19 protein-coding genes are annotated in these 22,210 nt (G+C 69.7%); 10 read left to right on the top strand and 9 right to left on the bottom strand.

Going from position 1 to position 22,210, the window contains the following annotated elements; genetic code table 11:
* The first annotated feature begins 48 nt into the window (after positions 1-48).
* Genes VHU88_20150 through VHU88_20160 form a run of 3 tightly spaced genes read left to right on the top strand, consistent with a single transcriptional unit; the run spans position 49 to position 3,009 of the window.
* A complete protein-coding gene (locus VHU88_20150) occupies positions 49-963 on the top strand; it encodes an ABC transporter permease (protein HEX3614011.1) in 915 nt (304 codons plus the stop codon).
* Positions 963-1,994 carry an ABC transporter ATP-binding protein gene (locus tag VHU88_20155; GenBank protein ID HEX3614012.1) on the top strand — a complete coding sequence of 344 codons (1,032 nt, stop codon included), beginning with the start codon at positions 963-965 and terminating at the stop codon, positions 1,992-1,994. The genes VHU88_20150 and VHU88_20155 overlap by 1 nt, the downstream gene beginning before the upstream one ends.
* Entirely contained in the window at positions 1,984-3,009 is a 1,026-nt protein-coding gene (locus VHU88_20160; protein ID HEX3614013.1) for a dipeptide ABC transporter ATP-binding protein, read from the top strand. The genes VHU88_20155 and VHU88_20160 overlap by 11 nt, the downstream gene beginning before the upstream one ends.
* A 3-nt stretch (positions 3,010-3,012) precedes the next feature.
* On the opposite strand, the gene VHU88_20165 is transcribed toward VHU88_20160, so the two are convergent.
* The 3 genes from VHU88_20165 to VHU88_20175 all read right to left on the bottom strand — a co-directional run bounded on the left by VHU88_20165 (position 3,013) and on the right by VHU88_20175 (position 6,544).
* Complete coding sequence (locus VHU88_20165) at positions 3,013-4,371, bottom strand: MFS transporter (protein HEX3614014.1); 1,359 nt, start codon at positions 4,369-4,371, stop codon at positions 3,013-3,015.
* Positions 4,372-4,852: 481 nt separating this feature from the next.
* Positions 4,853-5,932, bottom strand: a complete 1,080-nt coding sequence (locus VHU88_20170) for an inositol-3-phosphate synthase (GenBank protein HEX3614015.1) — start codon at positions 5,930-5,932, stop codon at positions 4,853-4,855.
* 39 nt (positions 5,933-5,971) lie between these two features.
* The gene (locus VHU88_20175; protein HEX3614016.1) at positions 5,972-6,544 is read right to left on the bottom strand and encodes a PadR family transcriptional regulator; all 573 of its coding nucleotides are present in this window, start codon (positions 6,542-6,544) and stop codon (positions 5,972-5,974) included.
* Between the two features lie 360 nt (positions 6,545-6,904).
* Between VHU88_20175 and VHU88_20180 the strand changes: the two genes are divergently transcribed.
* The 6 genes from VHU88_20180 to VHU88_20205 all read left to right on the top strand — a co-directional run bounded on the left by VHU88_20180 (position 6,905) and on the right by VHU88_20205 (position 15,082).
* The gene (locus VHU88_20180; protein HEX3614017.1) at positions 6,905-9,472 is read left to right on the top strand and encodes a transglycosylase domain-containing protein; all 2,568 of its coding nucleotides are present in this window, start codon (positions 6,905-6,907) and stop codon (positions 9,470-9,472) included.
* A gap of 69 nt (positions 9,473-9,541) precedes the next feature.
* Positions 9,542-10,906 (top strand): glycosyltransferase 87 family protein, encoded by a 1,365-nt coding sequence (locus VHU88_20185; protein HEX3614018.1) that lies wholly within the window; start codon positions 9,542-9,544, stop codon positions 10,904-10,906.
* Positions 10,903-12,105: a mannosyltransferase family protein gene (locus tag VHU88_20190; protein ID HEX3614019.1), complete on the top strand. Its 1,203-nt coding sequence runs from the start codon at positions 10,903-10,905 to the stop codon at positions 12,103-12,105. The genes VHU88_20185 and VHU88_20190 overlap by 4 nt, the downstream gene beginning before the upstream one ends.
* Before the next feature lie 65 nt (positions 12,106-12,170).
* Positions 12,171-12,920: a maleylpyruvate isomerase family mycothiol-dependent enzyme gene (locus VHU88_20195; protein ID HEX3614020.1), complete on the top strand. Its 750-nt coding sequence runs from the start codon at positions 12,171-12,173 to the stop codon at positions 12,918-12,920.
* 30 nt (positions 12,921-12,950) lie between these two features.
* Positions 12,951-14,507: an AMP-binding protein gene (locus VHU88_20200; GenBank protein HEX3614021.1), complete on the top strand. Its 1,557-nt coding sequence runs from the start codon at positions 12,951-12,953 to the stop codon at positions 14,505-14,507.
* 125 nt (positions 14,508-14,632) lie between these two features.
* Positions 14,633-15,082, top strand: coding sequence for a hypothetical protein (locus tag VHU88_20205; protein HEX3614022.1), 450 nt, complete (start codon positions 14,633-14,635; stop codon positions 15,080-15,082).
* A 52-nt stretch (positions 15,083-15,134) separates the two neighbouring features.
* Here VHU88_20205 and dnaB read toward each other — a convergent pair whose 3' ends face one another.
* The 5 genes from dnaB to rpsF form a co-directional block, all read right to left on the bottom strand.
* The gene (gene dnaB, locus VHU88_20210; GenBank protein ID HEX3614023.1) at positions 15,135-17,969 is read right to left on the bottom strand and encodes a replicative DNA helicase; all 2,835 of its coding nucleotides are present in this window, start codon (positions 17,967-17,969) and stop codon (positions 15,135-15,137) included.
* Positions 17,970-18,081: 112 nt separating this feature from the next.
* A complete protein-coding gene (gene rplI / locus VHU88_20215) occupies positions 18,082-18,528 on the bottom strand; it encodes a 50S ribosomal protein L9 (GenBank protein HEX3614024.1) in 447 nt (148 codons plus the stop codon).
* 10 nt (positions 18,529-18,538) lie between these two features.
* On the bottom strand, positions 18,539-18,775 hold the full coding sequence (gene rpsR, locus VHU88_20220; protein ID HEX3614025.1) for a 30S ribosomal protein S18: 237 nt from the start codon (positions 18,773-18,775) through the stop codon (positions 18,539-18,541).
* A gap of 111 nt (positions 18,776-18,886) precedes the next feature.
* On the bottom strand, positions 18,887-19,426 hold the full coding sequence (locus VHU88_20225) for a single-stranded DNA-binding protein (GenBank protein HEX3614026.1): 540 nt from the start codon (positions 19,424-19,426) through the stop codon (positions 18,887-18,889).
* Between the two features lie 52 nt (positions 19,427-19,478).
* Complete coding sequence (gene rpsF, locus VHU88_20230) at positions 19,479-19,769, bottom strand: 30S ribosomal protein S6 (protein HEX3614027.1); 291 nt, start codon at positions 19,767-19,769, stop codon at positions 19,479-19,481.
* Positions 19,770-19,968: 199 nt separating this feature from the next.
* Between rpsF and VHU88_20235 the strand changes: the two genes are divergently transcribed.
* Complete coding sequence (locus VHU88_20235; protein HEX3614028.1) at positions 19,969-20,754, top strand: deoxyribonuclease IV; 786 nt, start codon at positions 19,969-19,971, stop codon at positions 20,752-20,754.
* A 9-nt stretch (positions 20,755-20,763) separates the two neighbouring features.
* Here the strand turns inward: VHU88_20235 and VHU88_20240 are convergent, their stop codons facing one another.
* Positions 20,764-22,191: a glycosyltransferase family 87 protein gene (locus VHU88_20240; protein ID HEX3614029.1), complete on the bottom strand. Its 1,428-nt coding sequence runs from the start codon at positions 22,189-22,191 to the stop codon at positions 20,764-20,766.
* Positions 22,192-22,210 lie beyond the last annotated feature (19 nt).

Below are 22,210 nucleotides of genomic sequence, written 5' to 3' on the forward strand. Positions count from 1 at the left end.
CGCGCATCAAAGAGCCCCGTTCAATCATCGATGATCGCAGCGTGAGCCATGAGTGACCCGGGGCTGGCGGCGGTCGCCGAACCGGTCGCGAGCGAACGCGCCCGGTCGTTGGGTCGCGACGCCTGGGACGACCTGCGCAAAAACCCGGTCGTGATCGTCTCGGCGTTGCTGATCGTGGTGTTCGTGCTGATGGCCGCGTTCCCCGGGCTGTTCAGTCGGACCGACCCGAACCTGTGCGACCTGGCGAACACCCGCAAGCCGCCGTCCTCGGAGGCATGGTTCGGGTACGACCTGCAGGGCTGCGACATCTACTCCCGCGTCATCCACGGGGCGCGGGCCTCGATCGTCGTCGGGATCCTGTCGACGCTGGCGGTCACCGTGCTCGGCGGACTGGTCGGGATGCTCGCGGGGTTCTACGGCGGGGCGTTCGACTCGGTCGTCTCGCGCATCGCGGATGTCTTCTTCTCGATCCCGTTCCTGCTCGGCGCGATCATCGTGCTGACGACGTTCCCGTCCGGTGGTGCGGGCAGCTTCTGGGGGCCGGTGCTGAAGGTCGTGGCGGCCCTGGCGCTGTTCGGTTGGCCGAGCCTGGCCCGCATCATGCGCTCGACCACGCTGCAGGTGAAGGAGGCCGACTACGTCGCGTCGGCCCGGGCGCTGGGCGCATCGGTGCCGCGGATCCTGCGGGTACATGTGCTCCCGAACGCCGTTCAGCCGGTGATCGTCTACGCGACGATCGCGCTCGGCGGGTTCATCGGCGCGGAGGCGACCTTGTCCTACCTCGGCGTCGGGCTGGTCCCGCCGACGGTCTCCTGGGGCATCGACATCAACAACGCGCAGAACATCGTGCGCAGTTCGCCGCACGTGCTGCTGTTCCCGGCGCTGTTCCTGTCGTTGGCGGTGCTCGCGTTCATCGTGCTCGGCGACGCCGTCCGCGACGCCCTCGACCCGAAGCAGCGTTGATGACGCAACCGAAGCCGACCGCCGGCGCGACCCAGGCCGAACCGACGGCGCCGCTGCTCGAGGTCGCCGACCTGCACGTGGAGTTCCGCACCCGCGAGGGAGTGGCTCGGGCGGTCAACGGCGTCAGCTACGCGGTGCGGCCGGGGGAGACCCTGGCCGTGCTCGGCGAGTCCGGGTCGGGCAAGAGCGTCACGGCCCAGGCGATCATGGGGATCCTGGACACCCCGCCGGGCTACGTCACCGGCGGGTCGGTGCGCTTCCGGGGCGAGGACGTCCTGAAGATGTCCGAGGACAAGCGGCGCGCGCTGCGTGGCCCGGCGCTGGCGATGATCTTCCAGGACGCCCTGTCGGCGCTGAACCCGGTGTTCTCGGTCGGCTGGCAGATCGGCGAGATGTTCCGGGTGCACCAGGGCCTCGCGCGCCGCGACGCGAAGGCGAAGGCCGTCGAGCTGATGGACCGGGTCGGGATCCCGTCGGCCAAGGCGCGGGTCAACGACTACCCGCACCAGTTCTCCGGCGGCATGCGGCAGCGGGTGATGATCGCGATGTCGATCGCGCTGAACCCGGCGCTGCTGATCGCCGACGAGCCGACAACCGCACTGGATGTCACCGTGCAGGCCCAGGTCATGGACCTGCTCGCCGAACTGCAACGCGAGTCCGGGATGGCGTTGATCCTGATCACCCACGACCTCGGGGTGGTTGCCGATGTGGCCGATCGGATCGCGGTGATGTACGCCGGGCGGATCGTCGAGCAGGCCGACGCGGCCGACCTGTACGCCAACCCGGCGCACCCGTACACGAAGGGGCTGCTCGAGTCGATCCCGCGGCTGGACGACAAGGGCCGGGCGATCTCGGTGATCGGCGGTCTGCCGCCCACGCTGACCAACTTGCCCAGCGGCTGTTCGTTCCACCCGCGGTGCAAGTACGTGCGCGACATCTGTCGCACGGAGGTCCCTCCGCTGGTGAAGTTCGCCGGCAACCGGGGTAGCGCGTGCCACTTCTGGCAGGAGGTGGTCGACGGTGGCGAGTAGTGGCCCCAATGACGAGGTGGTCCTGGAGGTCCGCGACCTGGTCAAGTACTTCCAGCTGACCCAGGGGATTGTGATCAGACGTCAGGTCGGTGCGGTGCAGGCCGTCGACGGGGTCAGCTTCGACCTGCACCGCGGGGAGACTCTCGGGCTGGTCGGCGAGTCCGGCTGCGGCAAGTCCACGGTGGCCAAACTGCTGATGGGCCTGGAGAAACCGACCTCCGGCCACGCGTACCACGACGGCCAGGACATCTTCCTCCTCGACGCCGCCGCGCACCGGCGGCTGCGACGCAAGATCCAGTTGGTCATGCAGGACCCGTACTCGTCGTTGAACCCCCGGATGACGGTGGCCGACATCGTCGGGGAGCCGTTCGAGATCCACCCGGACGTGGCGCCGAGGGGCGATCGGGCACGGCGGGTCAAGGAACTGCTCGATGTGGTCGGGCTGAATCCGGAGCACATCAACCGGTACCCGCACCAGTTCTCCGGCGGGCAACGGCAGCGGATCGGCATCGCCCGCGCGCTCGCGCTACGGCCGGAGATCATCATCTGCGACGAGCCGGTCTCCGCGCTCGACGTCTCGATCCAGGCCCAGGTGATGAACCTGCTGGAGCAACTGCAGGAGGAGTTCGGGCTGTCCTACCTGTTCATCGCCCACGACCTGTCCGTGGTCCGGCACCTGTCCGACCGAGTCGCGGTGATGTACCTGGGCCGGATCGTCGAGATCGGCACGGACGTCGAGATCTACGAGCACCCGACGCACCCGTACACGCAGGCGTTGCTCTCGGCGGTGCCGGTGCCCGACCCGACCTTGCGGGGCCGGCGGGAGGTGATCCGGCTGACCGGGGACGTGCCCAGCCCGGCCGACCCGCCCTCGGGCTGCCGGTTCCGGACCCGCTGCTGGAAGGCGCAGGACAAGTGCGCAACCGAGGTGCCGGAGTTGGTGGAGCGCCTGGCCCGCCACCCGAGCGCCTGCCACTTCGCCGAGGAGCGTGTGGTCATCGCGCCCGCAGGCTGACGGTCAGGACAGCGGGCGCAGTTCCTCCGCCTCGACCCGCACGGGGACCGGGGCCAGCTGGGGGGGCGGCTCGATGGAGATGCTGGGCAGCGGGCGGCGGTGCTGGCCGGCGGCCTTGCCGTAGAGGATCCCGGCCAGGGCGTAGAGCACGCTGACCGAGATCAGGATGATGTAGGACTTCCCGGACTCCGGCATCGTCAGCGACGCCACCGCCGCCGAGGCGACGAACGCGCAGTTGAAGAGCATGTCGTAGAAGGCGAACACCCGGCCGCGGAACTCGTCCTCGACGTTCTCCTGCACGATCGTGTCCACGCAGATCTTCACGGCCTGTGCGGACATCCCGATCACGAACGAGCCGAGCACGATCGGCGGGGCCTCGTAGGGTACGACCAGCGCGAAGCCGAACACCGCCGACCAGGCCATCGAGACGATGATCCAGTTGGTCTTGCCGATCCGTGGGGTGAGCTCGGGGGTGATCACCGCGGCCACGAAGTAGCCCAGGCCGCCGGCGGCGAACACCCAGCCGAGGCCGGCCATCGCGGCGTCGCCGTTGGAGCTCGGGTCGTGGAAGTAGTTCCGGTACAGCAGCAGGGTGGCGATCGTGCCGGTGCCGTAGCAGAACCGCTGGATCGTGATCAGCGCGAGTGCGTTGCGGGCGGCGGGCCGGTCGAGGACGTGGCGCACGCCGCCGATCATCTCCCCGGCGGTGTGGCGCAGCGCCTGCCGGCAGCCGACGGTCGCGATCTCCCCGTCCGGACCGAGGCGGTCCGGATGCAGCCGCGCGGCCAGCGCCGCCGCACCGGCGTAGCCCAGGCCGGTGATCACCATCATCGACGTGGAGGAGCGCCACGTCATGTGCAGCAGCAGCCCGACCGCGCCGCCGGCCATGGCCACCAGCGAGCCCGAGGTGGCCCAGACCGAGTTCGCCATCACCAGGTCGCGGCGGGCGACGACGTGCGGCAGGGAGGCCGACATCGCCGAGGAGTAGAACCGGCCGCCGGACAGGATCAGCAACGCCGCCAGGAAGATCGGCACGCCCCGGATGCCGAAGATCATGAGCAGCGTGGTGATCGCGACCAGGACCGTGCGAACCATGTTGGTGCGCACCAGCACGTGGCGACGGCGCCAACGGTCGAGGAACACGCCCGCGAACGGTCCGGCGAAGCTGTACGGCAGGAGCAGGGTGGCGAAGGTCAGCGCGGCCGCCCCGGATGTCGCCTGCTTCTCCGGGGTGAAGAACACGTAGGACGCCAACGCGACCTGGAACAGACCGTCCGCGGCGCCGGATGCCAGGCGCGGCGCGAACAGCCGGCGGAAGTCGCGCTGGACGACAACCACGGACAGGTCGGAGGAGAACGACACAGATGGAGGCTATGCGCGAAAACGCCGCCGTGAAGGGCGAATGTCGATGCCGGACGGGAAGAAAAGCGAGTCGGAGCAAGCCCTTGGCGTTGCCCTGACCTCGCGCTTTACGGCCATGTGGATCTCCCTTGCCGGTCGGTGCATTTCTCACGCGCACGGCGACCGGAGCCGATGTGCGTTGGACGTTGCCCAGGTGCTCGACGTTCCGTACCCAGTCTGGGCGGAACCCAATTACGAGTTGGATTCGGCGAGGTGACGATCGACTTCACCGCCGACGAACGTTCGGTACCCGAGAGATCGTGCCGTAGCCGGGATTGCCCGTCGCTTCCGCGAAATGTGAGCCGCGCCGGCATCGACTTGGTGCGACCCTACGTCCTGCTCGGGCCGGGACGGCGGGCGCGGCGGTGTCCGACGGCCCGCCGGACGCGAAAGGCGCCGCGCCCCAGGAGGGGTGCGGCGCCTTTCGCGTTGTCCGTGGCGGTTACCGCTCGACCTGTCCCTTGATGAACGCCTCGACGGCGCGGTGGCACTCGTCGTCCGCGTACTGCTCCGGCGGTGACTTCATGAAGTAGCTCGACGCCGACAGCAGTGGGCCGCCGATGCCACGGTCCAGGGCGATCTTCGCCGCACGCACCGCGTCGATGATGACGCCGGCGGAGTTCGGGGAGTCCCAGACCTCCAGCTTGTACTCCAGGTTCAGCGGGGTGTCGCCGAAGGAGCGGCCCTCGAGGCGGACGTAGGCCCACTTGCGGTCGTCGAGCCACGGCACGTGGTCCGACGGGCCGATGTGGACGTCGGCGTTGCGCATCTCGTGCGGGATCTGCGAGGTGACCGACTGGGTCTTCGAGATCTTCTTGGACTTCAGGCGCTTGCGCTCGAGCATGTTCTTGAAGTCCATGTTGCCGCCGAAGTTCAGCTGGTACGTGCGCAGCAGCTCGACGCCGCGGTCCTCGAACAGCTTGGCCATGACGCGGTGGGTGATCGTGGCGCCGACCTGGGACTTGATGTCGTCGCCGACGATCGGGACCCCGGCGTCGGTGAACTTCTGCGCCCACACCGGGTCCGAGGCGATGAACACCGGCAGCGCGTTGACGAAGGCGACCTTCGCCTCGAGGCAGCACTCGGCGTAGAACTTGTCGGCCAGCTCCGAACCCACCGGCAGGTAGGAGACGAGCACGTCGACCCGAGCGTCCCTCAGGACCTTGACGACGTCGACCGGCTGCTCGTCGGACTCGTCGACCATCTCGAGGTAGTACTCGCCGAGGCCGTCGAAGGTGTGGCCGCGCGAGACGGTCACGCCGGTCGGCGGGACGTCGGCGAACTTGATGGTGTTGTTCTCGCTGGCGCCGATGGCGTCGGCCAGGTCCTGCCCGACCTTCTTCGCGTCGACGTCGAACGCGGCGACGAACTCGACGTCACCGACGTGGTACTCCCCGAACTGCACGTGCATGAGACCCGGCACACGCTGCGCGGGGTCGGCGTCCTTGTAGAACTCGACGCCCTGAACCAACGATGCGGCACAGTTTCCGACGCCGACGATTGCTACGCGTACCGAACCCATAACTGGGCGCTCCTGTCCTGGGAATGCTATTTGCGAGAACTACTGGGTGGGGTGTGTTGCGCGCTCGGTCGCGATCAGCTCGTTGAGCCACCGGACCTCACGTTCGACCGATTCCAAACCGTGGCGGTGCAGTTCGCGGGTGTAGTTGTCGACCCTCTCGGCCGCGCGTGCCGCGCGGGTGTTGTTCAGGTGGGCCATCGCGTCCGCCCGTTCCTCCAGGCGGCGGCGCCGACCTTCCAGGATCCGCAGCCGCACCGCGGCCTCGGTCCGACCGAAGAACGCGAACCGGATGCCGAAGCTGTCGTCGTCCCATTCCTCGGGGCCGCACGCACTGATCAGCTCGGCGAAGTGGTCCTTGCCCTCGGCGGTCAGCTTGTAGACGATCTTCGCTCGCTTGCCCGCCAGCGGCGGAGCCGGCTCGGCCGGGCTCTCCTCGGCGATCCAGCGCGCCGCCACCAGCGACTTCAGGCACGGGTACAACGATCCGTACGAGATCGCACGTAGGGTTCCGAGCAACGCGTTGAGGCGCTTGCGCAGTTCGTAACCGTGCATCGGCGACTCGTGCAGCAGTCCGAGGACGGCGAGCTCGAGCACACCGCTGCGCTTGCTCATCCGCCTCCCTCGGTGCACCGTTCGATGTATCGAATCGATATATCGAAGCCAATCACATCGCGGGAAGATCGGCAAACCGGCACGCCGTGTCGAACGCCACCCTGCGCCGGTTCGTCGCTCGATTCTGGGTATGCAGCAGACGTATGCACTGGTCAAGGCGTTGCTTGCGGGCACAGCCTCTTGTGCACCGGATTGGTCAAGGGCGATTCGTCCCAAGTTGGGCGGCGTACTGTGCCGGTTGGTACTGAGTGCCCGAGAGCAGCCCAATTTGCAGGTCTGAAGTCTCTGTAGAACGGGCTGCTTTCGTTCGCATCAGTACTGTGCTGCGTCAGTGTTCGCGTCGCCGGGAGTCCACACCAGATGAAGCTGTTCGGGCGCGGGAGATCGAAAGCGGTCCCCGCCAGTGGCCCGTTGCACTCCGACGACGACCAGTGGTTCCGGCCGCTGGAGTCCGACGAGAAGTCGCGGGGCAAACTGCTGCGACGCAGGATCCCGGTGACCGCGCCGGCCGGTCCGAGGGCGGGGTCGGAGAGTTCCACCGACGTCACCGGGCCGATCGCCGCGCCGATCCCGGCCGCGGACGCCCCGACCGAGTCGATCCAGATCCCGCCGGACTGGCGCGACGCGACGGCTCAGCTGCCCCGGGTGAAGGTCGCTCCGACACCGGAGCTCGAGACTGAGCCGGGTGCCGACGGCCCGCCGCCCGCCCCGGTCCCGACCAAGGGCCGGCCGCGGCGGCGGCGTTGGCTGCGCCGGCTGGCCTGGGGCTCGCTGGTCGTGTTCGCCGGGCTGTTCGTCGCGATCCTGTTCGTGTACTCCCGGATAGACATCCCGAACCCGAACGACAGTGCGTTGCGCCAGACCACCCGGATCTACTTCGGCGACACCGGCAAGGAGATCGGCCGGTTCGGTGAGGTCAACCGGGTGGCCGTCCCGCTCGACAAGGTGCCGCAGCCGCTGCAGCAGGCCGTGCTGGCTGCGGAGAACCGGAACTTCTACAACGACAACGGCGTCTCGCCGACCGGCATCATGCGCGCCTTCTGGAACAACCTGCACGGCGGCAACGAGCAGGGCGGTTCGACGATCACCCAGCAGTACGTGAAGAACTATTACTTGACCCCGGCGCGGACGTTCAAGCGGAAGATCCGCGAGGCGCTGCTGTCGATCAAGATCGACCAGAAGCTGTCGAAGAAGCAGATTCTCGAGGACTACCTCAACACCATCTACCTGGGCCGCGGCGCGTACGGGGTCCAGGCGGCGGCCAAGGCCTATTTCAACACCGACGTGCAGAACCTGACCCCGGCCCAGGACGTCGTGCTGGCCTCGGTCATCCGGGCGCCGGCGCGCTACTCGGCCAACACTACGGCCGGGCTCACGGCGCTGAAGGCCCGCTGGTCCTACGTCGCCGACTCGATGGTCGGAACCGGCGCGCTTAAGCCCGACGACCGCAAGGCGTTGGTGTTCCCGGCGATCGGGAAGCAGTCGCTGATCACCAACCAGTACGCCGGGCAGAACGGCTACATCCTCACCGCGGTCCGGGCGGAGCTGAAGGACCGCGGCCTGTCCGACGAACAGATCGACAACGGCGGTCTGCGGGTCTACACGACCATCGACCCGAACGCCGAGGCCGCCGCGGTCGCAGCGGTGAACCAGGAGTACCCGACCAAGGACAACAAGGGTCTGCGGGTCGGCCTGGTGTCGATCGACCCGAAGACCGGTCGAGTCATCGCGATGTACGGCGGCAAGAACTTCCTAGGCAAGGACAAGTACGCCCAGGTGAACGCCGCGCTGTACCCGATCCAGCCCGGGTCGACGATGAAGATCTTCACCACGGCGACGCTGTTGGAGAACGGCTACACGATGACCAGCGACTGGGACGGCGACTCGCCGGCGAAGTTGCCGCACTCGCCGTCGGTCCGTAACGAGTTCCACAAGAGCTTCGGGTCGGTGACGCTGCAGGAGGCGTTGGACAAGTCGATCAACACCGCGTTCGCCCGCGCCGCGGTGAAGGTCGGCCCGGCCCGGATCCGGCAGCTGATGGTGCGGGCCGGCATCCCGGACGACTCGCCAGGCCTGGAGACCAACGCCCGAATCACGCTCGGTATCGCCTCGATCCGGCCTATCTACATCGCCGACGCGCTGGCCACGATCTGCAACGGCGGTGTCCACAACGAGCAGCACATCGTGGACAAGGTGCTCGGCCCCAACGGCGGCGAGGTGCCGCTGCGCAAGCCGGACACCTCCGCCTCGCCGGTGATCCCGCCGGACATCGCCTACCAGACGATCAAGGCGATGGAGGACGTCGTCGAGCACGGCACCGGTACCGCGGCCAAGAAGCTGGGCCGCCCGGTCGCCGGCAAGACCGGCACCCACCAGAACCTGACCGCGTGGTTCAGCGGCTGCACCCCGCAGTTGGCGACCTCGGTCGACTACTTCAAGGGCGACGGCCTGACGTCGCTGGACGGCACCGGCGGCCTGCCCACCTTCTACGGCGCCGTCTACCCGACCAAGACCTTCACCACGTACATGAAGGGCGCGTTGAAGGGCGTGCCGACCGCGGACTTCCTGGCGCCGGTCTCCTCCTCGACTTCCGCGGCGCCGGCCAACCCGTACGACACCTCCAGCGGTGTGCAGAACACGCCGCAGGTCAGCGCGTCGGACCAGCCCACGTTCCCGACGTTCGACACCGGGCCGGACTCCTACACCCCGCCGCCCTCGGCGACTCCGACGCCGAGTTCGACCGGTGCTCCGAATGCCAAGCCGAATGCCAAGCCGAAGATCGCGAGCACCTCGGCGCCGGCGGCCGTCCACAAGGCGGCCCAGTGCACCAACGACCCCACGAAGCAGAGTGCGTCCACCCCGTTCAGCCCGCAGTGCTCGTCCGACGGCCGAGAACGGACCAAACCGCAGGACGTCGCACCGAACTGATCGGAACCGGCGTGCGGTGCGCGGGCGACTGCGAGGCGTACGCAACGATGGGGTGTGCAACGGGGAACAGTGACAGGAGCTACGACCACGGTCCTGCCGACTCGCGATGACGCGACGCTGCAGTGCGCCGCCGAGGTGCTGGGGGGTCCGGCCGGCCGACGCGTCGCCCCCGGGCGTAGTTGGTGGAATCCGCTGCGGATTCTGCTCGCGCTGGCGGTGCTCTCGATGGCGCTGGGGGTGGTCGAACGCGATCCGTGCCAGGCGCACGCGTGGAGTCGGTCCGACGGCCAGCAGTACGCGCACGTCTGCTACTCCGACATCCCCCAGCTCTACCGGGAGCGAGGATTCGCGCAGGGCGACCGGCCCTACCTGGACTCCGGGGACTACCAGCCGCTGGAGTACCCGGTCCTGACCGGGTTCTTCATGCAGGTCGCCGCAGTGATCACCAGGCCACTGGCCGGTGCCGGGATCGACGCTCAGGCGGTGCGGTTCTACGACGTCAACGCGGTGCTGCTGGGGCTGGCCGGACTGGTCCTGGTGGGAGCCACGGTCCTGCTTGCCGGGCGAAGACCTTGGGACGCCCTGGCGTTGGCCGCGTCCCCGGTGCTGGCGTTGGACGCCACGATCAACTGGGACCTGTTCGCGGCCGGGCTGACCGGTGTCGGGATGGTCGCCTGGTCGCGCCGTAGACCCGGGTGGGCCGGCGTCTGGTTGGGCCTGGCGGTCTCGGCGAAGCTCTATCCGATCGTGCTGCTGGTGCCGCTCGGGTTCCTGTGCCTGCGGACGCGGCAGACGGCCGTGTTCGCCCGGACCGTCGCGTTCGCGGCCGCGGCCTGGGCTGTGGTGAACGTGCCGATCGTGCTGGTGGCGCCGACCGCCTGGCGGGAGTTCTACACGTTCAACGCGCACCGCGGCGCCGACTTCGGTTCGATCTGGTTCGCGTTGGACAAGGCCGGGCACCCGGTGGGCGCCCTGAACCTGATCAGCGGTGCGTTGACCGCCCTGGGCCTGCTGGCCGTCGGGCTGCTGGCGCTGTGGGCGCCGACCCGGCCGCGGTTCGCGTCGCTGGCGTTCCTGGCGGTGGCCGTGTTCGTGATGGTGAACAAGGTCTGGTCCCCGCAGTACGACCTGTGGCTGCTGCCGCTGGCGGTGCTGGCCCGGCCCCGGTTGCGCGACCTGGCAATCTGGCAGTCCGGTTCGGTCGTCTACTTCATCGGGGTCTGGCTCTACCTGCTCGGCGGCTACGACCGCGGGTTGTCGCAGGGCGGGTACGACGTCGTGCTGGTGCTGCACCTGTTCTGCCTGCTGTGGCTGGTCGGCGTGGTGGTGCGCGACGTGATCCAGCCGGACTGCGACCCGGTGCGCGCCTCCGGGGTCGAGGACCCGACGGCCGGTCTGCTCGCGCCTGCGACCCCGACGGCGGTGCTCGCATGAGCGAGACCGATCTCGAGCCGCCGCGCGTGACGTCCGGGCTGCCGGCCGGGGCGCGGAACGCGCTGCGGCGATTGGGGCCCGGCGACCTGGCCGCCCTGCGACTGTGGCTGCTGACCCGGATCAGCGTGTTCCTGCTGGTGAGCTCTGCCGCCTGGCTGTTCGCGCAGGACGGCGAGGCCCGCACAACCGTGCCGTACGTCTCGCGCTGGACCCAGTGGGACACCGTCCACTACGTCACGATCGCGCACTGGGGCTACAGCGGGAACCCGGTCACCGGGCCGGAGGTCCCGCTGGAGGCGTTCTTCCCGGGCTTCCCCGTGGTGATGAGGCTGGTCCACCAGCTCTCCGGGCTCGGCTACGTCGTGTCCGGGCTGTGCATCTCGGTCATCGCCGGGGCGATTGCGACGGTGGCCCTGGCCCGCATCGCGGCCCACGAGGCCGGCGGTGGCCCGGCCGGCGACATCCTGGCCGAGCGCACCGTGCTGCTGTTCCTGCTCGCGCCCTCGGTGATCTTCCTGGCCGCGGCCTACACCGAGGCGTTGTTCCTGGCCTTCGCGTTGCCGGCGTGGCTCTACGCCCGGCGGCGCAACTGGATGGCGGCCGGCACATTCGGCTGCCTGGCCGCCGTCACCCGAATCACCGGCCTGTTCCTCGGTGTCGCCCTGGTCGTCGAGTTCCTGTGCTCCCGCGACGGTCGACGCTGGCGCGAGGCGCCGTGGCTGGCCGGTCCGTTCCTCGGGGTGTTCGGCTACGTCCTCTACCTGCATCAGCGCACCGGCGACTGGATGGCCTGGCAGCACGCCGAGGAGAAGGGCTGGTACCGCTCGTTCCACTGGCCGTGGGAGTCGCTGAAGATCACCTGGCAGAACGCCGCCGACCACCGGCAGACCACCGGCTTCGCCTGGATGTTCTTCGCCGAGATCACCGCGGTCGCCATCGGGATCGCGCTGACGGTGTGGCTGATCCGACAACGCCGCTGGGCCGAGGCCGTCTACATCGGGTTGCAGCTCTACGCGTTCACCACAGACATCTGGTTCTTCTCCGTGCCCCGTGCCACGTTGCTGTGGTGGCCGCTGTGGACCGGTCTGGCCGCCTGGACGCTGCGCCGGCGCTGGGTGCTGCAGGGCTGGTTGACGCTGTTCGCACCGTTCTCGGTCGTGTTCACGTTGCTGTTCGTCACCGGCCGCTGGGCCGGCTGACCGCCGCCGCTTTATCGCCGGGGGGCCTGACGGCTCGGCGGCACCGGGGGGAATACTCGCGAGCCATGGAGCACAAGCGGAATCTGGATGCCACTGCTGTCGAGATCGTCACGATGGCCGCGGTCCTGGACGGGGCCGACATGTCGACCCCGGTGCCGTCCTGCCCGCAGTGGGACGTGGCCGAGCTGACCCGACACACCGGACGGGTTCATCGCTGGGTCCGGCACCTGGTGTCCACCCGGGCCCCGCAGATGGTCCGCTGGAAGGACATCCCGATGGACGTCCCGGACAGCTCCCAACAGCTGCCCGCCTGGCTGGCCGCGGGGGCCGAGCCGTTGGTGGCCGAGTTGTCGGTCGACCCGAGCACGGCCGTCTGGACGTTCTCGCCCGACCAGACCGTCGGGTGGTGGGGCCGGCGGCAGCTGCACGAGACCGTCGTGCACCGCTGCGACGCCCAGCTCGCGCTCGGCGTCGAACCCACCGTCGAGACCGAGATCGCGCTGGACGGCATCGATGAGCTGATCCGCGGTCTGTTGCCGCACAGCGGCGCGCCCAAGAAACTCGCCGCGCTCGGCCGGGGGGGTGGCTCCCTGCACGTGCACGCCACCGACGGCGCCGGCGAGTGGACCGTCGTGCTCACCGACAGCGGGTTCACCGCCGAGGTCGGGCACAGCAAGTCCACCGTCGCCGTCCGCGGCACCGCCACCGACCTGCTCCTGCTGCTCTGGAACCGGCGCACGCCGGACGGGCCGCGGTTCGAGACGTTCGGCGACGGCGAACTGCTCGCGGCGTGGTTGCGCGCCACCGTGCTGTAGCCGCAAGTCCGCCAGGATTCAGGAGCGAGCATGCAGGGCCCCGGGCAGATCCTCAGCGTCGCCGCAGCACGCCGACCCGACAAGACCGCGCTGATCACCGCGACCCGGTCGCTGACCTACGCCGAGCTCGACGACGCCTCGACGCGCGCCGCCGGTGCTTTGCTGCGCCGTGGCGTGCGGCCCGGCCGGGTGGTTTCGCTGTTCGGGCCGAACACCTGGCAGTGGGTCGTGGCCTACCACGCCATCCTCAAGGCCGGGGCGATCGTCAACCCGATCAACTCGATGCTCACCCCGCCGGAGGTGGCCTACATCCTCGGCGACGCCGAGTCGACCGCGATCCTGGCGACCGCCGCCCAGGTGTCGACCGTCGCCGACCTGACCGGCGAGCTGCCGGAGCTGACCGGCGTGTTCGCCCTCGACGCGGAGGTCGCCGGGCACGAGACGTTGATGGACCTCGCCGCCGAGTCCCCGACGTCGCTGCCGCCTGCGCCCGAGCCGACAGCAACCTCCACGATCGGCTACACCAGCGGGACCACCGGCCACCCCAAGGGCGCGGTGCAGACCCAGCGGGCCGTCCTGTTCAACTGCGCGCTGACCGCGACCGCGCACTCCCGCGGCCCGGACGACGTCTGCGTGACCGCGCTGCCGGCCCCGCACGTGTACGGCAACGTGGTCATCAACGGCACGTTCCTGGCCGGCGGCACGCTGGTCCTGCACCAGCGGTTCGAGCCCGAGCCGTTCCTGGACTCGTTGGCCGAACACCGCGCCACGATCATCGACGCGGTCCCGGCCATGTACGCGGTGATGCTCGCCTCGCCGGCGTTGGCCCGGGCCGACTTCTCGGGGGTGACCCGCAGCGTGTCCGGTGGGCAGACGATCTCGGCGACCACGATCGAGGCCTGGGAGGACCGCAGCGACAGCCGGTTCCTCGAGCTGTGGGGCATGACCGAGCTGTCCGGACCGGCCACCTCGCAGACGTTCTTCATGCCCCGTTCCCCCGGCTCGGTGGGCCAGAGTTTCCCGGGCACCGAGGTCCGGATCGCCGACCTGGCCGATGCCTCCCGTGACGCCGCGAAGGACACCCCGGGTGAGCTGATGGTCCGCGGGCCGCTGGTCATGACCGGCTACTTCAACAACCCGGACGCGACCAAGCTCGCGATCGAGCCGGACGGCTGGCTGCACACCGGCGACATCGCCCGGCTGGACGACGACGGCAACGTGTGGATGGTCGACCGCCGCGGCGACATGATCATCACCGGCGGCTACAACGTCTACCCGGCCGAGATCGAGCGCGTGCTGGCCGCTCACCCGGCGGTCGCGCTGGTCGCGGTCGGCTCGGTCCCGGACGCGGTCCGCGGCGAACTGGCCTGCGCCTACGTGATCCTGAAGGAGGGGTCGACCGTGTCGCCGGCGGACCTGATCGACTCGACCAAGGACTCGCTGGCCCCGTACAAGCGGCCGCGGCTGATCCGGTTCGTCACCGACCTGCCGCGGACCTCCAGCGGCAAGATCATGCGCCGCAAGCTGCTCGAGCATGCCGACGCGGCCGGTGCCGCACCTGCGGCCGGGCCCGGGGCGGCACCGTGAGCGACTGCGACGAGCGAGGAACGAGCGAGGAGCACAAGCGAACCAAGGGAGCGCAGTGAGCGACTGCGACGAGCGAGGAACGAGCGAGGAACGAGCGAGGAGCACAAGCCAACCAAGGGAGCGCAGTGATTGACGAGCCGGCGGCAAACGGGCTGGCCGTCCACGTGCTCGACGCGCTGTGGTCGGCCGACGACCTGGGCAAGGGTGAGTCCGACGCCGTCGTCGAGCTGTACCGGGAGCTGCGCGAGCAGGACTGGGGCGACGCCGACACCGACGGCATCGCCGAACTAACCGCCCAGATCGAGGCGTTGGGCGGCCCGGCGGGGTGGGCGAACCTGATTCGCAAACGGCTGCCGGGGGCCTCGACCCGGGTCGAGGTGCTGCGCGCGACGGCGGTCGTCGAGGCGTGCGAGCTGCTGATCGGCGCGGACCTGCACAGCCCGGCCGACTTCCGCGCCGCGAACGCCGAGACGGTGGGCCACCTGGAACGGTCCTGGAAGCGGATGGCCGGGCAGCGCTCCGGGAAGTCGTTCCGGCGTCTGCTGGCGCTCTGCGGTGCGGACGGGCGACCGTAGCGGCCACCACGCTAACCTGACGGGGCGTCAGAAATCTGACGGGGCGTCAGGATCAGCCGGGCGCCATGTCGACGAACCGCGAGTAATGGCCCTGGAAGGCCACCGTGACCGTCGCGCATGGTCCGTTGCGGTGCTTGGCCACGATCAGGTCGGCCTCACCGGCTCGGGGCGACTCGGGTTCGTGCATGTCCTCGCGGTGCAGCAGCACCACGATGTCGGCGTCCTGCTCGAGCGAGCCGGACTCCCGCAGGTCGGACAGCAGCGGTCTCTTGTCGGTGCGCTGCTCGGGACCGCGGTTGAGCTGGGACAACGCGACCACCGGGACTCGCAGTTCCTTGGCCAGCAGCTTCAGCGACCGGGAGAACTCGGAGACCTCCTGCTGCCGTGACTCGACCTTCTTGCCCGAGGTCATCAGCTGCATGTAGTCGACGATCACCATCGACAGGTCGTGGCGCTGCTTGAGCCGGCGGGCCTTGGCCCGGATCTCCATCATCGTGAGGTTCGGGGAGTCGTCGATGAACAACGGCGCCGAGGACACCTCGCCCATCCGCCGCGCCAGCCGCGTCCAGTCCGCATCCGACAAGGTCCCGGCGCGGATGTTCGCCAACGACACCCGGGCCTCAGCCGAGAGCAGTCGCATCACGATCTCGTTGCGGCCCATCTCCAGCGAGAAGATCACCGCGGTGCGGCCGTGCTTGATCGAGGCGGCCCGGGCGAAGTCCAACGCCAGCGTGGAATTGTGCGTGGGGATCATCGAGCGCCCGGCCAGGAACAGGTGATCGGCCGCCGCAACCTGCACGCACCGGACCGGCACCGAGGCCACCGGGTGCACCCCGGTGATCGTCCGGGTGCCCGCGCGCAGCGGCTCGGCCGGTGCCGCGCGGCGTTGGTCCAGCCGCTTGCGGCCGTGCCGGAACACCTCGAGGCCCGTGCGGAACGCGACCGTGAACTCCACGGCGCCGGCGGCGCCGGCGCGCCGTTGGGTGAGGGTCGCGGTGTGGCCCAGGGAGACCACCAGTTCGTGGACGTCGCCGGCCAGGCCCGGGTTCGGTGTGCGGAAGTGCACGAGCCCGCCGGTGCGCACCGAACCGTCGGCGTCGAGCAGGCCGGCCAGCAGTGCCCGGCGCTGCCCGGCCTCGGCCCGCAGCAGGTGGCGCGGCACCCGGTCGACGATGTCCAGCTCGGGCACCAACTCGGTCTCGCCGGTGCCGCCCCCACCGACCCCGGACAGCACTCGGGCCCGAGGCGCGGGCGACAGTGCCGCGACCAGGTGCCGGACGGCGAGCCGCACCCCGGCCACGTAGGGCGGGACGGCCTGCGGGGTCGCGGCGGGCAGATCCAACGGTTTGGCGTTGACCACGACGTGGTGGGTGCCGCAGCCCGAGCGGGGCGTCGTGGCCGCGATCTCCGCGGTGTTCCGCACCGCCGCCGGCATCCGGCCGGTGCGGCCGCGTCCACGGTCGGTGTGCTGCTCGGTCAACCACTGGTGTGCGGCGTCGGCGACGATCCGCGACCCGTCGGAGAACGTGACCGCGTAGCAGGGTCGGGAATGCAGCACCTCGGTCGCCGCGACCACCCGAGTGGGGCGGCCGTCGGAGCCCAGCAGCAGGTCGCCGACCGCGACCTCGCCCATCGTCGTCCAGCCGGTGGGGGTGGGCAGCGGGGTGTCCAGCGCCAGTGCCTTCCCGACCGCGGGCCGGGCCGCGACGATCACCATCTGCCCGCCCTGCAGGCCGTTGGTCAGCTCGTCGAGGCCGGCGAACCCGGTGGGCACACCGGTGATCCCGCCGCCGCTGTTGCCGATCGACTCGATCTCGTCGAGCGTGCCCTCCATGATCTCGGCCAGCGGCAGGTAGTCCTCGGCCGCGCGGCGCTCGGTGACCGAGAAGATCTCCGCCTGAGCGGCGTCGACGATCGAGTCGACCTCGCCGTCGGCGGCGTAGCCCATCTGGGTTATCCGGGTTCCCGCCTCGACCAGGCGCCGCAGCACGGCGCGGTCGCGGACGATGCAGGCGTAGTAGCCGGCGTGCGCAGCGGTGGGCACCGAGGAGATCAGCGTGTGCAGGTACGGGGCTCCGCCGATCCGCGCGATCTCGCCGCGCTTGGTCAGCTCGGCCGAGACCGTGACCGCGTCGGCCGGTTCGCCGCGGCCGTAGAGGTCGAGCACGGCCTCGTAGACCAGTTGGTGGGCCGGACGGTAGAAGTCGACGCCGCGCAGCGTCTCGACGACGTCGGCGATCGAGTCGGCGCTGAGCATCATCCCGCCGAGGACGCATTGCTCGGCCAACACGTCCTGCGGCGGCGTTCGGTCGAACTCGGCCGACCCGGACCGAGCCGGAATCTCGATGACGCTCACGACTGAACCTGGAAAGCACCGCCCGCGTCGGCCCCTGCGCCCGTTCGCTGATTCATCGGCCCCCTCGATCCATGTCTGCCCCCGGTGTCGATGGAACCGCTTGCGTCCGACAATTTCGCGCCGTCGGCGACCGAGGGCTCGGCTGCGCCCGGCGGTCGGTCGGTGGGATGTCGGCAACCGTACGCACCAAGGGCGTGCGGCCCAACCGTGTTGTCCACAGGCCCTGGGGACGAGCTGTGGGCAGTGTGTGCACGATGCGCACCCGACCTGGGGCGCGACGTACACAGCTGTGGAGACCGCTGTGGATGAATCGGGGACCGCGGGCGGTCGCAGGGCTCGGGGCTGCGGATTCGTCCGTCCCCGGATGTGGACGAGGAGAAAACCCTTGCAGAGGTGCGAATTCGCCGCGCGACACGCCGTGACCGGGTTCGGATGACCAACATGTGAGAAAGCGACGGCCCGCCCGGATGAACCGGGCGGGCCGTCGGTCTGAGTTTCTCGGGGCAATCCAAAGCCGATAGCCCAAGCCATCGGAGGTTCTACGAGCGCAGCGAGCGCGAAGCGACGCCAGCGTCGCAATTCAACGACGAGACGACCTGGTTCGCGCTTTCCGCGAACACAGGTCGCCCAACGTCTCGTGGGATTAGGCCGCGACGACGTTCACGGTCACCGTGGCCGACACCTCGGGGTGCAGGCGGACCGAGACCTTGTGCGCACCGGTCGCCTTGATCGGGTTCCCGATCTCGACGCGGCGCTTGTCCACCGGCGGGCCACCGGCGGCCGTGACGGCCGCGACGACCTCGGCCACCGTGACGGCACCGAACAGGCGACCGGAGTTGCCGGAGCGGGCCGTCAGGTTGACCTTCAGGTTTTCCAGCTGGGCCTTGGCGGCCTTGGCCTGGTCGAGGTCCGCGATCTCGCGGGCCTGCCGGGCACGACGGATTGCGGCGATCTGCTTCTCGCCACCGCGGGTCCAGAGCAGGGCGTAGCCCCGCGGGACGAGGTAGTTACGGCCGTAGCCGTCCTTGACCTCGACGACATCGCCGGGGGCCCCGAGGCCGGAGACCTCCTGAGTGAGGATCAGCTTCATCCCGGGCCTCCTAGCGGGCGGTGCTGGTGTAGGGCAGCAGCGCCATCTCGCGGCTGTTCTTGACCGCGACAGCGATGTCGCGCTGGTGCTGCGTGCAGTTGCCGGTCACCCGCCGGGCCCGGATCTTTCCGCGGTCGGAGATGAACCGACGCAGCAACGGGGTGTCCTTGTAGTCGACGTACTTGATCTTGTCCTTGCAGAACATGCAAACCTTCTTCTTCGGTTTGCGGATCGGCGCCTTGGCCATCGTGGAGCTCTCCGTCTGTAGAGCCCCGCCTCGTGGGCGGGGATGGTCATTTCGGTTGTTCGTTGTATTTCGGTTGTTCGTTGTATTTCGGTTGTCAGGTGTCCGTTCGGATCAGAACGGGGGCTCGTCGGAGAAGTCGCCCGCGCCGCCGCCGCCCCCGCCGGCACTGCCACTGCCACCCCAGCCACCGCCGGAGTTTGCCGGGGCCGCGCTCGCCCACGGATCGTCGGTCGGGCCGCCACCGAACCCGCCGCCACCACCGCCACCACCGCCGCCGCCGCCACCCCGGGAGGCACGGCTGACCTTGGCGGTCGCGCTGCGCAGGCTCGGGCCCAGCTCGTCGACCTCGATCTCGTACACGGTGCGCTTCTCGCCCTCACGGGTCTCGTACGAGCGTTGCTTCAACCGTCCGGAAACGATCACCCGGGTGCCCTTGGTGAGGGACTCGGCGACGTTCTCGGCGGCCTGCCGCCACACGTTGCACGTTAGGAAGAGGCTTTCCCCGTCCTTCCACTCGTTCGTCGCCCGGTCGAGGGTGCGGGGCGTCGAGGCGATGCGGAACTTCGCGACCGCGGCTCCACTGGGTGTGAAGCGGAGCTCGGGGTCGTCGACCAGGTTGCCGATGACGGTGATCGTGGTGTCGCCAGCCATGCGTTCGGCTTCCTTCCGGTGGTCGGGGAGTCGGTCGGGGGGTGTGGAACGGTCAGCGCACGTCGGGTCGGATGACCTTGGTGCGCAGCACGGACTCGTTCAGGTTCAGCTGCCGGTCCAGCTCGGCCAGGACGGCCGGCTCGGCGGCGAGGTCGACCACGGCGTAGAAGCCGTCGGCCTTCTTGCGGATCTCGTAGGCCAGGCGACGCTTGCCCCACACATTCACCGATTCGACGGTGCCGCCGGCATTGCGGACAACCCCGAGGAACTGCTCGAGCGAGGGCGCGATTGTGCGCTCGTCGAGGTCGGGGTCGAGGATGACCATCAGTTCGTATCGACGCACGTGACGTCGACCTCCTCTGGACTCATCGGTCGCGGTCTCTCCGCGACAGGAGGGTGGTTCGCGATCGCGAACAGGCAAAGACTAGCCGGGACCCCCGACAAACTTCGATTCGAGGCTGCGCCGGTGGACAGTCCGGGCCTGTGGATCATCGCTCGCCTGCTCGCACCGCTCTGGCCGCACGCGTTCTAGGCTCGCGGGCATGGTGCTGATCGGTGCGCACGTCGATTCCCCGGACCCGGTGGCCGCGGCGCGCGAGCGCGGTGCCGACCTCGTCCAGTTGTTCCTCGGCGACCCGCAGGGCTGGAAGGGGCCGGAGATCCCCTACGCGGGGGGCGCCGCCGCACTGCGTTCGGCCGCGACGGCGGCGAACCTACGGCTGTACGTCCACGCTCCCTACGTCATCAACGTGGCGACCACGAACAACCGCATCCGGATGCCCAGCCGAAAGCTGCTCTCCCAGCACGTCGCGGCGGCGGCCTCGGTCGGGGCGGCGGGGTTGATCGTCCACGGCGGGCACGTGCTGAAGGACGACGACCCGGCCCTCGGCGTCGAGAACTGGCGCAAGACATTCGAGCGCATGGAGTGCGAGATCCCGGTGCTGATCGAGAACACCGCCGGGGGCGAGCAGGCGATGGCTCGCCGGCTCGACGCGCTGGCCCGGCTCTGGGACGCGATCGGCGAGTTCAACCCCGGGTTCTGCCTGGACACCTGCCACGCCCACGCCGGCGGCGAGGAACTGGCGACGATCGTCGACCGGGTCAAGGCCATCACCGGCCGGGTCGACCTGATCCACGCCAACGACTCCAAGGACGCCTTCGACTCCGGTCGGGACCGCCACGAGAACCTCGGCGCGGGCAACCTCGACCCGGACGACCTGGTCGCGGTGGTCAGCGCGGCCGGTGCGCCGGTGGTGTGCGAGACGCCGGGCGGGGCGGCCGGTCAGGCCGCGGACATCGCCTGGCTGCGCGGGCGCGTGCCCGCCTGAAACGTTTGGTCAGGGTCGCGAGGTCGAATCGAGTTCGCGGCTCCCTGCACGCGGCGCCGGTGGGACACCCTCGGCGTGCTCGGCCGGAACCGGCTCGTCCCGGTCGCCGGCCGTGGCCACCGCGCCACCCCGGGTGCTGCGCCACAGCCGGGCGGCGCCGATCAGCGCGGCGGAGACCAGCAGCAAGTTGCGCACCGTCAGCAGCAGCACGGCGCCGCGATCGGCGCGGATCAGGTCGTCGAACCAGTACGGGAATTCCACCGCGCTCAGGCCGGTCGCGGCCAGCACGAGCACCACCGGCAACCGCATCACCGAGTCGCCGCGTGGGCCGAAGTTCAGCGCGCACGCTGCGCCGAGACCGACCAGCCACACCATGTACTGCGGGCTGATCACCCGGGAGGTGATCACGAACAGCAGCAGCGCGACCAGCGCCGCGTCGGCGACCGTCGAGGTGTTCCAGGTCCGCACGGTGACCCGCCAGGCCACCAGCCAGGCGACCGCCAGCAGGCTGCTGATCAGGCAGAGCAGCGCGACCGCGTTGGTCCACGACCCGACGTACTCGAACGAGTCGTAGTTGACCAGCCGTCCGTCCCAGCCGTGGTGCACGGCGATCTGGAACGGCAGTGCCCCCAGCGACTCGATCTCGATGCCGCGATGACCTTGGTGGCCGATGAACTCCAGCGCGTTCGGCATGGTCAGGCAGAACGCCCCGAGGATCGCGACGCCGGAGATCGCTGCGCTGACCCAGGCCCGGCGGGCCCGCTGCACCGGGCCGAGCGCGAGCAGGATCAGGGCGGGCCAGATCTTGATCAGCACGCCGAGCCCGACCAGCGCCCCGCCCAGGCTCTGCTGCACCTTCCGCGCTCGGCCGGCCGGCCCGAGCAGCAGCACCAACGCGCAGATGGTCACCGAGGTGACGATCAGGTCGTAGCGGCCGTAGACGATCGGTCCGCCCAGCGGCACGCCGATCGCCCACACCCAGGCCGCCCAGGCCGGACGCCGGAGCCGACCGGACGGCGTGCGCTCCAGCCGGACGTGGCAAGCCCGCAGCAGCACGCCGAACGCGAGCACGTCGAACGCGAAGGAGGCCAGGTAGAAGCTGGTGTCGTAGCTGAACGGGAGCAGGCCCGGGGCCAGGATCGCCAGCGCCGCGGCGGGCGGGTACTGCCAGCGCATGTCGTCGTGCGGGAACGACCCGTGCGACAGGACCGAGTACCAGCCCTCGTAGTAGTACCGGACGTCGCCGGTGCTCGAGGGGATGTTCAGGCTCGGCTCGCGGATCGTGAGAACCAGCAGGAAGATCCGACTGACCGCGAACAACGAGAGCAGCAGCAGGTACGGCACCACCAGGCGCGGCGCGGACAGTCCCCGCGAGCGAAGGGCGGTGAGCAACAGTGCCGTCCCGAGGTCGGTCGGGCCGGGGGGTGCACGGAGCACCGGCCCGGCGGGCTGCGGC

This window comes from Sporichthyaceae bacterium, from assembly GCA_036269075.1.
Classification (GTDB): Bacteria; Actinomycetota; Actinomycetes; order Sporichthyales; family Sporichthyaceae; genus DASQPJ01.

Coding starts and splice junctions, on each gene's coding strand:
- VHU88_20235 (HEX3614028.1), top strand. CDS start 19,969: ATGGTGCTGATCGGTGCGCACGTCGATTCCCCGGACCCGGTGGCCGCG.
- VHU88_20225 (HEX3614026.1), bottom strand. CDS start 19,426: ATGGCTGGCGACACCACGATCACCGTCATCGGCAACCTGGTCGACGAC.
- VHU88_20200 (HEX3614021.1), top strand. CDS start 12,951: ATGCAGGGCCCCGGGCAGATCCTCAGCGTCGCCGCAGCACGCCGACCC.
- VHU88_20175 (HEX3614016.1), bottom strand. CDS start 6,544: ATGAGCAAGCGCAGCGGTGTGCTCGAGCTCGCCGTCCTCGGACTGCTG.
- VHU88_20190 (HEX3614019.1), top strand. CDS start 10,903: ATGAGCGAGACCGATCTCGAGCCGCCGCGCGTGACGTCCGGGCTGCCG.
- dnaB (HEX3614023.1), bottom strand. CDS start 17,969: ATGGCTTGGGCTATCGGCTTTGGATTGCCCCGAGAAACTCAGACCGAC.
- VHU88_20180 (HEX3614017.1), top strand. CDS start 6,905: ATGAAGCTGTTCGGGCGCGGGAGATCGAAAGCGGTCCCCGCCAGTGGC.
- VHU88_20150 (HEX3614011.1), top strand. CDS start 49: ATGAGTGACCCGGGGCTGGCGGCGGTCGCCGAACCGGTCGCGAGCGAA.
- VHU88_20195 (HEX3614020.1), top strand. CDS start 12,171: ATGGAGCACAAGCGGAATCTGGATGCCACTGCTGTCGAGATCGTCACG.
- VHU88_20155 (HEX3614012.1), top strand. CDS start 963: ATGACGCAACCGAAGCCGACCGCCGGCGCGACCCAGGCCGAACCGACG.
- VHU88_20170 (HEX3614015.1), bottom strand. CDS start 5,932: ATGGGTTCGGTACGCGTAGCAATCGTCGGCGTCGGAAACTGTGCCGCA.
- rplI (HEX3614024.1), bottom strand. CDS start 18,528: ATGAAGCTGATCCTCACTCAGGAGGTCTCCGGCCTCGGGGCCCCCGGC.
- rpsR (HEX3614025.1), bottom strand. CDS start 18,775: ATGGCCAAGGCGCCGATCCGCAAACCGAAGAAGAAGGTTTGCATGTTC.